The organism is Nocardiopsis tropica, from assembly GCF_042660575.1.
Taxonomy (GTDB): domain Bacteria; phylum Actinomycetota; class Actinomycetes; order Streptosporangiales; family Streptosporangiaceae; genus Nocardiopsis; species Nocardiopsis tropica.
In genome coordinates, this window is sequence record NZ_JBHSUF010000033.1 from 49,661 (window position 1) to 62,186 (window position 12,526).

The window sequence follows — 12,526 nt, forward strand, 5'->3', positions numbered from 1 at the left end:
TTTTTCGAGGAGGGTCCTGAGCTGGGGCTACTCCGCGGTGAAGCGGATGCGGTGCCGCCCCTCGGCCCCGTCCGGGATCGTCTCCACCTCGTCGGAGGACTGGGTGTACCCGGAGGAGTCGGTGGCGCGCACCTCCACCGCGTGCATCCCCGGGCCGACCCGCGTCTCCGCGACCCACTGGACCCAGGTGTCGGCGCCCGGCGTCCGGGCCAGTTCGGCCGGCCACCACTCGCCGTCGTCCACGCGGACCTCGACCGCGTCGATCCCGGTGTGCTGCGACCAGGCCACACCGGCCAGGACGACGTCCCCGGCGGCGGTCCGCGTGAAGTCGCCGGGCACGTCCACCCGCGACATGGTCTTGACCGGTCCCCGCTCCGCCCACCCGCGGTCGGACCAGTAGGCCTGCCTGTCGGCGAACCGGGTGAGCTCGATGTCGGTGACCCACTTGGTGGCGCTCACGTAGCCGAAGAGGCCGGGCACGACCATGCGCGCCGGGAAGCCGTGCTCGTGAGTGAGCGGACGGCCGCCCATGCCGACGGCGAGGAGGGCGTCGCGCCCGTCCATGACGGTCTCGGTGGGGGTGCCGCAGGTCCACCCGTCGTGGGAGGTGCTGAGGATCTGGTCGGCACCGGCGCGGACTCCGGCGCGGCGCAGGAGGTCCGCGAGGGGGTACCCGAGCCAGCGGGTGTTGCCGACGAGGTCGCCGCCGACCGGGTTGGACACGCAGGACAGGGTGATGTCGGCCTCGACGAGGGGCAGGCCGAGGAGTTCTTCCATGTCGATCTCGAACGGCCGCTCCACCCTCCCGTGGACCCTCAGCACCCACCGGGAGGCGTCGAGCCGGGGGACGGTGAGGGCGGTGTCGATGCGGTAGAACTCGTCGGCGGGGGTGCTGAACGGGGTCAGGCCGGGGATGCCGAGGTCGGTTCCGGCGGGCAGCGCGGGCAGCGGGACGGCGGCGGCCGGCAGGGCCGGGGCGGGTCGCCCGGGGGGACCGCCGAGGAGGGCCGGGAGCCGGAGGCCGAGCGTGCCCGCCGCGCCCGAGGCGGCGAGGACCCCGGCGGCGGTGAGGACGAACCGCCGCCCCGCGCCGGTCGGCGCCGACCCGTCTCCCCCGGCGGGCGCGGACGGGCCGCCGGACCCGTCGTCCCCTGCGGGCCGGCGGGCGCCTCGGCCCTCATCGGCCCCGGGGGTTCTCGTGTCCGCGTCGGTGACCGGGCCCGGGGCCGTGCCGGGAGCCGCATCCCCGGTTCCGCCGGGCCCCCTCCCGGAGGCGTCGCGCCCGTCCGCCCCGGCCGGCGGGGCGGCTCCCCCTGTACCGCCCGCGCTCCTCAGCAGCACCGCGAGCGCGGCGGCCCCGGCGAGGGCGGCGCACACCACGGACAGCGCCGCACCGGGGTCGTCGGCCCCGCGCAGCCGCGTCGCGGCCAGCCCCGCGGCGGCGAACGCGGCCAACCCGGCGAAGCCGACGGAGGGGCGGCGCAGCGCCACCGCCCCGAGCGCGCCCCCGGACACCGCCAGGACGGCCACGATCCCCGCGAGGAGTACGGCCTTGTCGGCGGTCCCGAACAGCGTGATCGCCGTCTCCACCAGCCACGTGGGGCTCAGTTCCACGACGGCGTCGCCCACCGCCACCACCGGCGGGGAGGACCGGACCGCGGCGGCGGCCAGCTGTGCGGCGCCCAGTGCCGCGCCGACGACGAGCAGGCCGACGACCGGCCCCGTCCACCGGCCGGGGAACGGCCTCGCGCGCGCTGTGCCCTCTCCCGTTCCGGCGGTGCTCGGGCCGGAGGCGGGATCGGCGGACCGGGGGGACCTCTTCGCGGACATGCCACCAAGAATCCCCCACCCGGGGGTTCACCGCCAGAGCCGTCGCCGTCCACGGCGGGGCCGGGCGCCTCCTGGACGCACGTCGAGGGCCCCAGCGCCGAACGGCGCTGGGGCCCGAGAGTTCAATACCACCTACCGGCCGCTGCCGGTCTTCCGCTGCCCGAAGTCGAGCTGGGACGGGATCGCGGGGATCGCGGTTGTGTGACCGTGGACCACCTTCTTCCGAACCGGGCCTTGCGGTGCCCGGGCGAACGTTCCGCGCCGGGCGGTCCTGATGGCACCTACTCCTCTCGATCTCACTGCGTGCGCTGTCTTCCACTGCGGTGCTACCGGCTCCCGGCGCCGTGCCGCTGAGCGCGCCGGTCGAGCCCTACCGCGTTCTTCGTCCTGCTGCGGCGTCCCCTGGACGGGCGGGATGCCGGTCCTGCGTACTGCGGTGCTGCTCGTACTGCGGTGCTGCTGTCCTACCGGCTCCCGGTGTCTTGAAGCACGTGCACACCGTCGAGCCGTCCTGCGTTACCTCCTGCGCGGTGTTCCCCGGTACGGGCGGGACACCGGTACTGCGGTGCTACCGGCTCCCGGCGCCGTGCCGCTGAGCGCGCCGGTCGAGCCCTACCGCGTTCTTCGTCCTGCTGCGGCGTCCCCTGGATGAGCGGGATGCCGGTCCTGCGTACTGCGGTGCTGCTCGTACTGCGGTGCTGCTGTCCTACCGGCTCCCGGTGTCTTGAAGCACGTGCACACCGTCGGGCCGTCCTGCGTTCCACCGGCGTATCCGGTGGTCCAGCCGTGTATCTCTGTGGCTACGACAGGAAATCTAGCAGCACCGAAGGGGCATGTCTACTCCAGCCGCTGTAGTTTTCTGAGCTTTCCGGGAGAAGGTTTCCAGGAGGCGCGGGGGGACCTCCGGCCGCCGGCCGTCCCGGCCTCCGGCGGCGGGGCCGCGGAGAGCGGGGCCGGGCGGCCCGACGGCGCCTGTCGGCTCCTGTGCCGGTCCCGCCCTCCCGATTCCCGGACATCCCCCCTCCGAGCGGCCGGTATCCCGCCAACCGGGGACGTGGCGGTCGGTTCGGCCCTCCGAGTGCTGGAGGATGTTGCCGGTACGCCTCCCTCAACGATCGGAGTTCCCCCACATGGCGCGGAAGACGCCCATCACCGTGGTCGCGCTGATGGTCTCGGGCAGTCTCCTGCTCAGCGGCTGCACGGTCACCGCGGACATATCCGACTGGTGGTCCGAGACGTTCGGAGACGCGTCGGGGCCGCCGACGGTCAGGGAGGAGTTCCCCTACGTCCGCGAGGGGCGCATCTTCCAGGACACCGGGCAGGACACGGAGATGCACTTCGCGGTCACCGGCCTGGAGCGCACCGACGACTACACCGTCATGTACTACGAGGTGACCTACCCCGACGAGTTCTCCGGGCCCAACCGCAACCTGAGCATGGCCCACACCCTCGTGGACCCGCTCAGCGGCCGGGTCTACCGCCAGTTCCTGGACGGGGAGGGGCTCAAGTACGGGTCGGAGAGCCCGAACCAGGACGGCCTGTACCCGGTCCACGACGGCGTCACCAACGAGTACGTGCGCTACTTCCCCCGCATCCCCGACGAGGTGCGGCAGGTGACCTTCGTCGGTAGCGGCCTCGGAGCGATGACGGGCATCCCCGTCCAGGACGTGGAGGAGGAGCGGCCGGACCCGGAGAGCCCCAACGGCCCCGACCACCTCACCCTGGACGCTCCGCCGCCCCGTGGCGAGAACCTCACCTTCGTGAACCGCCGCCCCGACGAGGACGCGGTGGCGGACGAGGGCTGGGTGCAGAGCTTCGTGGACTCCGAGATCGCCTCCACCACGCGGGACGGCGACCGCGAGATCATCTCCCTGCACTCCGACGTCATGTTCGAGTTCGACCGCTCCGACCTGACGGCGGACGCCGAGGACGTGGTGCGCCGGGCCGCCACCACGCTGGCCGCGAACGTCGATCCGGACGAGCCGGCCATCACCGTCATCGGGCACACCGACGGCATCGGCGACGACTCCTACAACGACAACCTCTCGGTCGAGCGGGCGGAGAGCGTCCGCGACCTGCTCGCCGAGGAGCTGGGCACCGACTTCACCCTGGAGGTCGAGGGCCGGGGCAAGCGCGAGCCGGTCGCCCGCGAGGGCGGGCCCGACGACGACGAGGCCCGCGCCCGCAACCGCCGCGTCGAGTTCTCGTACGTGTTCAACACGACGGTCGAGGCGACGGAGGAAGAGGAGTACGACGACGACGGGCTGGGCGTCGCGCAGCGCAACGTCACCTGGCCGGCGCCCTACGACGCGGACCCGGGGTCCGTGGTGGCCGAGGGCGAGCTGGACGGGGTGCGCCTGGAGGTCTACCCCCTGCGCCGCGACGGCGCGTACGTGATCGGCACGGTCGCGCTGACCAACACCACCGGCGAGCCGACCATCCCCGACCTGGGCGGCCAGGAGGCCGTGCAGGCCGGCGGCCCGGAGCAGTTCAACAAGGGTACGCTCGGCGGCTTCCAGCTGCTGGAGCCTGAGAGCGGGCTGGTGCGCTACGTGGCGCAGATGGACTTCGGCGAGGGCCGCTACAGCAGCTTCGCCGAGGAGGTCCACATGCTCCAGCCCGGCAACACCTACAACCTGGTCGCCGTGTTCCCGGCGCCTCCGGTGGACGTGGAGGAGCTGACCCTGCGGGCCGGGCCGTTCGGTGAGTTCGAGGAGGTCCCGGTCGAGTACTAGCCGGCCGGAGGCCCCGCCCCCGGTGCTCCGGTAGGTGCGGTGGGGCCCGGCGGGCCGCGGCGCAGACCCGGTTCCGCAGGGCCCCGCCCCCGGCGCAGGGCCTCCGGGGTCCCTGGAGCCCCGGAGGGTCCGGGACGGCCGCGGGGGCTGGGCCGGGGTCGCATAAGCCGCGAGGGGCCGTCAGCGCGACGCTGACGGCCCCTCGTCGTGTGTGCGGCGTCCGGAGCCCGGCCCCGCGCGCGGTCAGCCGCGGACGCGCTCGGCGGCCTGCATGACGATCCGCTCCAGGTCCTCGCGGGGGACCTCCTCGCCGTAGGCGATCACGGTCACGTACAGGTCGCCCGGCAGGGACAGGTACAGGTTGCGGCTCGAACCGTCCACGGTCCCCACGTACTCCAGGTCGCCGCCCAGGGAGTCGGACTCGTCGGTGTGGTAGGTGTCCACGTCCACGTCGATGTCCACCTCCCAGTTCATCTCCTCCTCGGCGCCGGGCACCTGGACGACGTCCGGGTTGGCGCTGGGGTCGGCGCCGGACGTGAAGACCAGGGTGAGGGAGGGGGCGCCCGCGGTGCCGCTCCCGTCGCTGAAGGAGCACACCACCTGCTCGGCGCCGTCGATCCCCTCCACCGGGCCGGCGTCCTCGGCGAGGACGGGGCCCGGGGCCAGGTCGCCGACGACCTCGGCGGCCCCGGCCGCGGCGCAGGAATCGGGGAGCCCGTAGGACGAGGCCTCCTGCTCCGTCTCCTCTTCCTCCCCCTCCTCGGCGCCGGGCTCGGCGCTCGGGTCCTCGTCCGGTGACTCCTCGCCGTCTGCGGAGAAGAAGCTGAAGTCCATGTCGAACTCGTCGGTGTCGACCACGTCACAGCCGACGAGGACGAATCCGCCGACGACGACGGCGACGGCGGCCGTGCCCAGGCACGACAGGGGGGAGGACGGGATCAGTCGCATGGGTGGCTTTCGGTTCGGGGAGCGCCGGGCGGACGGGAGTGGCGCCGACGGGGGACACACGGAAACCTAGCAAGTTCCGCGTCCCCCCATCGATCGGACACCGCCGCACCCCGTCCCGCCCGCGCCCCGCCCCGCCCGGGCGCCGGCCGCACACGGCGGCGGCCCGTCCCCGGGACCCCTGGCGCCCCGCCCCGCCCGGCCCCCGGAGCGGGGGCGGCGGACGGTCCGGCGCGGGTCCCCCGGCGGCGGATTCCGCGTGTGTTTTCGGCATACCGGGATCAGGATCCTGGATAGTCGGCACCGTTGAGTCCGTTTTATGTACTTATGTGGCGAAACGGTGAACTCTTTCTGGTTCCGCTGGTTATAACGTGTGTCACGCCCGTTCCATGCGAAACCTCTCGGAGGCCCTGGCCCCCGAACTCCCCGAGCCGGTTTTCCCCCGCATCCCGACCCCCCTTCCAGAACTCCCCCACCCCCCTTTCCCAAGCCCCTGATCTCGACGTATCCGTTTTCCCGCCGTTCCTTTCCCCGGCCCCGGACCTCCCGGACGCGACGCCCGCCGACCCGGTCCGGGGCGGGTTCCCCCGCCCGTCCGAACATCTTCGAGAGTGAGACCCGTCCATGCTCGACGCGGACATCCGCCTGGAGTGGTTCGTCTCCTTCCTGGCCGTCATCGACACCGGGAGCTTCGTCGCCGCGGCCGAGTCCACCCGCAGGTCCCAGCCGCGCGTGAGCCAGCACGTGGCCGCGCTCGAACGCGAGATCGGCCAGCCCCTCTTCGACCGCAAGAAGCGCCCGGTCCGCCTCACGGAGGCGGGTGACGCCCTCGCCGTCCAGGCCCGCAACGTGCTCCGCGCGCTGGAGGCGGCCGAGTCCGCCATGGCCCCCTGGCGCGGAGGCACGCGCGGCATCGTCTCCCTCGGCTCCTACCCGAGCGCCAGCGCCGCGTTCGTCCCCGGCCTCCTCAAGAACCTCATCGCCGAGGACCCCGACGTCAAGGTCGTCCTCGTGGAGCGCTCCACCCTCGAACTCGACGAGGCCCTCGCGTCCGGGGGCATCGACCTCTACCTGCGGCCGATGTCGCCCCGGCCCACGTCCCCCTCGGTCACCAGCCTGCCCCTGTGGTCCGAGCCGCTCGTGGTCCTGCACGCGGAGGGCCACCCCCTCGGGGACGTGCCCGACCCCGTGCCTGTCGACGCCGTCGCGGAGCACCCCATCGTGTCCATCGGGCGTCTCGACGCCCCGGAGACCTCGGAGTTCGAGTCCTACCGGGTGTTCCAGGAGCGGGGGCTGCAGATCGACCCGATCCAGGCCACCAACCAGCCGCAGACGCTCGTGTCGATGGTCGCCGAGGGCATCGGCGTCGGCGTCACGAACTGGCTGGCGGCGTCGATCGCGGACACCAGCGGGGTCCGGATCAGGCGGCTCGAAGGGCCCCCCGAGCGGCGGGTCGCCGTGTGCTGGGACTCGACGCGTCCCCTCACCCCGGCCGCCCGCAGCGTCCTGCGGACCATCACCGAACAGCCGAGTCCCACAGGCACCGTCAGAGTCATCTCGCCACGGAAGCGTTCATCCGACACAGTATTCACTTCTCGAATACCGTCATCAGGGAATAGGACTTAACGCCAGGGTGGCGCGGATAGTAGCGTCAACCACGCGAAACGGCGGAGGGGATTCAGACCGGCGCGAACCGTCATCCCCTTCCGAGCTCCCCCTTTTTCACTCTCCGCTACCCCCGTTCGTGACAGGCGACAGCCATTCCCCGATCTCCCCTGGTGGGTCGGGGTGAGCCGGGGTTCGCGGGGGTGCCACCCTGTGTGATCGGAAGAAGTCCATGCCTCGACTTTCCCAGCTGTCCCTCGCCGCGACATGTTCGTCGGTGCTTCTGCTCACCGCCTGTACCGGGGGCTCGACCGTCGACGACGACGTCGAGGGCGCCGACGCGGGCTCGGGCTCGCTGACGAGCATCAACGCCGGCTACGTCTCCGCGATCGACCAGATCGGCCTGCCGATCGGCACCGAGCGGGGCCTCTTCGAGGAGCGCGACCTCGACGTCACCCTCGCCGAGCCCTTCCCCACGGGCGTCGACGCGATCAACGCCCTGGAGGCGGGCGACGTCGACATCATCCAGGTCGGCACCCCGGCCATCGCGGCCGCGCAGGAGGGCGCCGAGCTGAGCCTGGTCGGCAACTACACCGGCTCGGCCACCCAGCGCAGCATCGACGAGACCGCGGCCATCGTCGCGGCCGAGGGCTCCGAGATCGACGGCGAGGACCTGTCCACGCTGGAGGGCAAGTCGATCGGCGTCTCGATCGGCTCCATCAACCACCTCTACCTGCTCGGGCTGCTGGAGGACCTCCGCATCGACACGGACGACGTGGAGCTCGTCAACACCGCCCCGCCGGACATGGCGGTGGCCCTGGAGACCGGCGGCATCGACGCGGCCGTCATCTGGGACCCGTGGCCGATCACCATCACCGAGCAGGTCGAGGGCTCGGAGATCGTCCTGAGGGGCGGCGGCTACATCCCCTTCATCGGCTACATCGTCACCACGCCGACCTTCCTGGAGGAGAACCCCGAGGCCGTCGAGGAGTTCCTCGCCGCACGGGCCGCCTCCGACCAGTGGATCCGCGAGAACCCCGAGGATGCCGCCTCCTCGGCCGTCCAGTGGCTCACCGGCACCGACCCCGAGGTCGCCCAGGAGGCCATGCAGTACAACGTGGCGCAGCTCGACCCCCGCTTCTCCGCCTGCAACTACCTGGCGCTGGACACGGTCGGGCAGCTGCTCGCCAACCAGGGCGAGATCGACTTCGACTTCGACATCAACGACTACTTCGAGCCCGGCCCGATCGTGTCGGTCATGGAGGAGAACCCCGAGCTGTTCGAGGACCTCCAGGACATCCCCGACGCCGCGGCCATCGACGCCGACTACAACTTCGTGCGTGAGATCGCCCAGGAGTCGTGCGCGGTATGACCCCCGACCCTGTGCCGGCCGCCGGGCGCACCGCGCCCGGCGGCCGGGCGGCCCGGAGGGCCCGACGCGGCTCCGGGCCCGGGTTCGTCGGAGCGACGCTCTGGTTCACACTCCCGTTCGTGGTCCTGGTCGCCGTCTGGGCCGTGACCGTCGAGCTCACCGGCGTCCCCAGGCGGATCTTCCCGCAGGTGGACGACGTCGCCGCGGCCCTGGCCGACATGGCGGCGAGCGGTGAGCTCGCCAGGCACCTCGGCGCGAGCCTGTACCGGGTGCTCATGGGAAGCGCCATCGCCGTGGCGACCGGGCTCCCGTTCGGCATCGCCCTCGGCGCCAGCCCGGCCCTGTCCGCGTTCTTCTCCCCGCTGCTGCGGTTCTCCGTGGCTCTGGCGGGCATCGCGTGGATCCCCATCGCCACCCTGTGGCTGGGCTACGGCGACGGCGCCGTCATCTTCATCGTGTGGAACGCCATGTTCTTCGCGCTGGCCTACAACACGATGCTGGGGGTCCGGCGCATCCCCGCGACCCTGCTGCGCTCCGCCCGGTCCATGGGCGCGAGCCGGTGGCGGATGTTCTGGGAGGTGCTCCTGCCCGGGGCGCTGCCCAGCGTCGTCAGCGGCCTGAGGATCGGGCTCGGCTACGGGTGGCGCGGCCTGGTGGCCGCCGAGATCATCGCGAGCAGCGCCGGTCTCGGTTACGCGCTCTTCCTGGCCCAGAAGACCTTCTCCACGGACGTCATCATCGCCTCGATGGTCGTCATCGGCGTCCTGTGGCTGATCATGGACCGGCTCCTCCTGGCACCGCTGGAGAGGCGCACCATCGAGCGCTGGGGCATGACGGGAGGTGCGCGATGACCGCGACCCGCGAGAGGAACGCGTCCCCGGGCGCCCGGCCGCGGCCCCGCCGCGCACCCCTGGCCAGGCGGTTCTGGGCCAGGCTGTCCCGCAACAGCGCGTTCCGCACCCTCGGGCCGTTCGTGCCCGTCGTGGCCCTGTGGTGGCTGGTCGCCGAGGCCGGCGTCTTCCCGGACGCCTTCTTCGTCGGCCCCGACAGGGTCGTCGCCGAGGTCGGCGACCTGCTCCGCAAGGGCATCCTGCCCGGCTACCTGTCCGACTCCCTGACCCGGCTCGGCTACGGCGTCGGGTTCGGCCTCCTCATCGGCCTGCCGATGGGGTTCCTGACCGCGATGTCCCTGAGGGTCCGCAAGGCCGTCTGGCCGATCCTGCTGTTCTTCCAGGCCATCGCGGACATCGCCTGGCTGCCGATCGTGATCGTGTGGTTCGGCTTCAGCCTGACCTCCGTCACCTTCGTCATCGTGTACACGATCGTCTTCCCGCTCATGCTCAGCGTGGTGGCGGGGGTCGAGCAGGTGCCGGGCGAGCTGATCCGCGCGGCCCGCAGCCTGGGCGCCGGCCGCGTCCGGGTGTTCGTGGAGGTCATCCTCCCCGGGGCGCTGCCCGCGGTCGCGAGCGGTGTCCGCACCGGGCTCGGCTACGGATGGCGCGCGCTCGTGGCCGCGGAGATCATCGTGGGCACCAGCGGTATCGGATTCATGATGTTCGACGCCCGCAGGGTCGGCGACGTCAGCCAGGTCTTCCTCGGCATGATCGTGCTCGGGGTCCTCTGGTACATGCTCGACGCGCTCATCCTGGCGCCGTTCGAGAAGGCCACCGTCGAACGGTGGGGGATGGTGCGAAGCATGGAGGGTGACGGATGACCGCACTGGTGATCGAGAACCTGAACAAGGTCTACACCGACGCCTACTCGGGGGAGGAGGTCACCGCGATCGGCGACGTGTCCTTCACCGTGGAGCGCGGTGAGTTCGTCTCCGTCCTCGGCCCCAGCGGCTGTGGCAAGACCACGGTCCTGAACACCGTCGCGGGCTTCGTCGAGCCCACCGGCGGCGTGGTCGAGGTGGACGGGAGCCCGGTCTCCGCCCCGGGGCCCGACCGGGGGGTGGTGTTCCAGAGCCACGCCCTCTTCCCGTGGAAGACCGTGCTCGGCAACGCCGTGTTCGGCCTGCGCATGAAGGGCGTGCCGCGCGCCGAGCGCGAGCGCCGGGGCCGGGAGTACCTGGAGCTGGTCGGACTGGGCGGGTTCGAGCGCAAGTACCCGCACGAGCTGTCCGGCGGCATGCAGCAGCGGCTCGGCGTCGCCCGGGTCCTCGCGAACGAGCCCGCGGTGATGCTCATGGACGAGCCGTTCGCGAGCATCGACGCGCAGACCCGGCGCAGGCTCCAGGAGGACCTGACCCGGATCTTCGAGGAGCGGAGGCCGACGGTGTTCTTCGTGACACACGACATCGACGAGGCGGTGTTCCTCTCCGACCGGGTGGTGGTCCTCTCCGGCAGGCCGAGCACGGTCCAGGAGATCGTCACGGTGGACCTCCCCCGTCCGCGCACCTGGCGCGAGGCGGTGGACCTCCCGGAGTTCCGGGACAAGGTCGCCCGGATCAACGACCTGCTCTCCGGCGGGGCCGGGACGGGGGGTGGGGCCCGTGTCGATTCGGACAGCCCCGTCGACGTGGTCTAGGGCCCTCAGGAGCGCGACCCTGCGCAGGATCGCCGTGGTGGTCCTGGCGGTGCTCCTCTACCAGGGGTGGCTCGGGTTCCAGGCGATCGGCAAGGCCGAGCCGGGGCTGGGGGACGCCCCCGACGAGCGCGGCAGGTTCGACGTGGACGTGGTCCTCGGGTTCGTGCCCGAGCGGTACCACATCCTCCAGCTCCAGAACCACGGGCGCATCGCGGGCACCGACGACACCGTCGTCCACCTGCGCGGCGTCTCGCCCGCGGGGGTGGACGCCCTGGCGCGCGAGTACTGGATCGAAGCCCTGGTCGCCCCCGAGCCCGAGTAGGCCCCCGCGAACCGCCGGCGCCGTCCACGCCGGCGGCTCCGGCGGGCGGGGACCGGCGGCCCCGGCCCGCCCCGACCACAACCACATCGACGTCGAGAGACACCCGGCACCCGCGGCGGTACCGGGCTCCCAGTGGACCGCTGCCGCGGGGGCTCCCCCCCTCGGCGGTGCCCCGGGGAGCACCCGTCCAGAACCAGAGACCGAGTCCACACCCCACGCCGGCGGCCACCCGCCGGCCGCAGAGTCGGAGGAGCCATGGAAGGCCAGCAGCCGGGCCCCGCAGGGAGCCGGGGCGACGCGCACCGCCCCCGCACGGTCGTCGTCGTCGGCGGCACGAGCGGTATCGGCGCGGCGATAGCGGAGCGGTTCGTCGAGCGCGGCGACCGGGTCGCCGTCGGCGGACTGCGGGCCGGCGACGCCCCGCCGGCGCTCCGGGGGGGTGCCGCGGTCACCGAGGTCGACGTGACCGGCGGCGACGCCCTGGAGGACTACCTGGGCGGGTTCCCGGAGATCGACGCGCTGGTCAACGCGGTCGGGATCATCCGGCGCGGCGACGAGTTCGACCCGGCCGTGTTCGCGCGCGTCGTGGAGGTCAACCTGACGTCCGTGATGCGCTCGTGCGTGGCGGCCCGCCCGGCGCTGGCCGCCTCGGGCGGGTGCGTGGTCAACATCGCGTCGATGCTGAGCTACTTCGGCGGACCGCTGGTGCCCGGCTACAGCGCGAGCAAGGGCGGCATCTCGCAGCTCACGCGGTCGCTCGCCGTCGCGTGGGCGCCGGAGGGCATCCGCGTCAACGCGGTCGCGCCGGGGTGGATCAGCACCGACCTGACCGCCGGGATCCGCGAGAACGACGAGGCCCAGGCGCGCATCCTCGACCGGACGCCGATGGGCCGCTGGGGGCGTCCGAGCGAGGTCGCGGGCGCCGTGGACTTCCTGTGCGGACCCGACGCCGGGTTCGTGACGGGCGCGGTCGTGCCTGTGGACGGGGGGTACCTGGCGGCCTGACCGGGAACGGGCGCCCGCCGGGCCACGGCCCACCGCCCCTACCGGCCGCACAGGTCACACAGGCCCCACAAGACCACCCACCGGATCGCGGGCGCACGCGCCCGCGCCCCACGGCGCGGCCCCGCGCCCGCGCCCGCGCCCCACGGGGCGGCGGACCATGTTCGGATGATGTCGGCGGGGGGA

General features: G+C 72.7%; 10 protein-coding genes. 8 read left to right on the forward strand and 2 right to left on the reverse strand.

Annotated features, from left to right (window positions below; translation table 11 throughout):
• Positions 1 to 27: 27 nt before the first annotated feature.
• Complete coding sequence (locus tag ACFQBR_RS32570; protein ID WP_378554951.1) at positions 28 to 1,830, reverse strand: molybdopterin-dependent oxidoreductase; 1,803 nt, start codon at positions 1,828 to 1,830, stop codon at positions 28 to 30.
• A 1,130-nt stretch (positions 1,831 to 2,960) separates the two neighbouring features.
• Here ACFQBR_RS32570 and ACFQBR_RS32575 point away from each other — a divergent pair.
• On the forward strand, positions 2,961 to 4,565 hold the full coding sequence (locus tag ACFQBR_RS32575; protein WP_267947523.1) for an OmpA family protein: 1,605 nt from the start codon (positions 2,961 to 2,963) through the stop codon (positions 4,563 to 4,565).
• A gap of 243 nt (positions 4,566 to 4,808) precedes the next feature.
• On the opposite strand, the gene ACFQBR_RS32580 is transcribed toward ACFQBR_RS32575, so the two are convergent.
• On the reverse strand, positions 4,809 to 5,513 hold the full coding sequence (locus tag ACFQBR_RS32580; RefSeq protein ID WP_267947524.1) for a hypothetical protein: 705 nt from the start codon (positions 5,511 to 5,513) through the stop codon (positions 4,809 to 4,811).
• Between the two features lie 621 nt (positions 5,514 to 6,134).
• On the opposite strand from ACFQBR_RS32580, the gene ACFQBR_RS32585 reads away from it, so the two are divergent.
• From ACFQBR_RS32585 to ACFQBR_RS32615, 7 genes are all read left to right on the forward strand, one after another.
• Entirely contained in the window at positions 6,135 to 7,136 is a 1,002-nt protein-coding gene (locus tag ACFQBR_RS32585; protein WP_267947525.1) for a LysR family transcriptional regulator, read from the forward strand.
• Between the two features lie 211 nt (positions 7,137 to 7,347).
• Entirely contained in the window at positions 7,348 to 8,487 is a 1,140-nt protein-coding gene (locus ACFQBR_RS32590) for an ABC transporter substrate-binding protein (RefSeq protein WP_344185380.1), read from the forward strand.
• On the forward strand, positions 8,484 to 9,338 hold the full coding sequence (locus ACFQBR_RS32595; RefSeq protein ID WP_267947527.1) for an ABC transporter permease: 855 nt from the start codon (positions 8,484 to 8,486) through the stop codon (positions 9,336 to 9,338). The genes ACFQBR_RS32590 and ACFQBR_RS32595 overlap by 4 nt, the downstream gene beginning before the upstream one ends.
• On the forward strand, positions 9,335 to 10,201 hold the full coding sequence (locus ACFQBR_RS32600; protein WP_344185382.1) for an ABC transporter permease: 867 nt from the start codon (positions 9,335 to 9,337) through the stop codon (positions 10,199 to 10,201). Before ACFQBR_RS32595 ends, ACFQBR_RS32600 begins: the two co-directional genes overlap by 4 nt.
• Complete coding sequence (locus tag ACFQBR_RS32605; protein ID WP_267947529.1) at positions 10,198 to 11,016, forward strand: ABC transporter ATP-binding protein; 819 nt, start codon at positions 10,198 to 10,200, stop codon at positions 11,014 to 11,016. The genes ACFQBR_RS32600 and ACFQBR_RS32605 overlap by 4 nt, the downstream gene beginning before the upstream one ends.
• A gap of 34 nt (positions 11,017 to 11,050) precedes the next feature.
• On the forward strand, positions 11,051 to 11,338 hold the full coding sequence (locus ACFQBR_RS32610; protein WP_267947530.1) for a hypothetical protein: 288 nt from the start codon (positions 11,051 to 11,053) through the stop codon (positions 11,336 to 11,338).
• A gap of 255 nt (positions 11,339 to 11,593) precedes the next feature.
• Positions 11,594 to 12,343, forward strand: a complete 750-nt coding sequence (locus tag ACFQBR_RS32615; protein WP_267947531.1) for an SDR family NAD(P)-dependent oxidoreductase — start codon at positions 11,594 to 11,596, stop codon at positions 12,341 to 12,343.
• Positions 12,344 to 12,526 lie beyond the last annotated feature (183 nt).

What these genes read in the sequence shown, in the direction of transcription:
- ACFQBR_RS32570 (WP_378554951.1), bottom strand. Translation starts at nt 1,830, where the DNA reads ATGTCCGCGAAGAGGTCCCCCCGGTCCGCCGATCCCGCCTCCGGCCCG.
- ACFQBR_RS32575 (WP_267947523.1), top strand. Translation starts at nt 2,961, where the DNA reads ATGGCGCGGAAGACGCCCATCACCGTGGTCGCGCTGATGGTCTCGGGC.
- ACFQBR_RS32580 (WP_267947524.1), bottom strand. Translation starts at nt 5,513, where the DNA reads ATGCGACTGATCCCGTCCTCCCCCCTGTCGTGCCTGGGCACGGCCGCC.
- ACFQBR_RS32585 (WP_267947525.1), top strand. Translation starts at nt 6,135, where the DNA reads ATGCTCGACGCGGACATCCGCCTGGAGTGGTTCGTCTCCTTCCTGGCC.
- ACFQBR_RS32590 (WP_344185380.1), top strand. Translation starts at nt 7,348, where the DNA reads ATGCCTCGACTTTCCCAGCTGTCCCTCGCCGCGACATGTTCGTCGGTG.
- ACFQBR_RS32595 (WP_267947527.1), top strand. Translation starts at nt 8,484, where the DNA reads ATGACCCCCGACCCTGTGCCGGCCGCCGGGCGCACCGCGCCCGGCGGC.
- ACFQBR_RS32600 (WP_344185382.1), top strand. Translation starts at nt 9,335, where the DNA reads ATGACCGCGACCCGCGAGAGGAACGCGTCCCCGGGCGCCCGGCCGCGG.
- ACFQBR_RS32605 (WP_267947529.1), top strand. Translation starts at nt 10,198, where the DNA reads ATGACCGCACTGGTGATCGAGAACCTGAACAAGGTCTACACCGACGCC.
- ACFQBR_RS32615 (WP_267947531.1), top strand. Translation starts at nt 11,594, where the DNA reads ATGGAAGGCCAGCAGCCGGGCCCCGCAGGGAGCCGGGGCGACGCGCAC.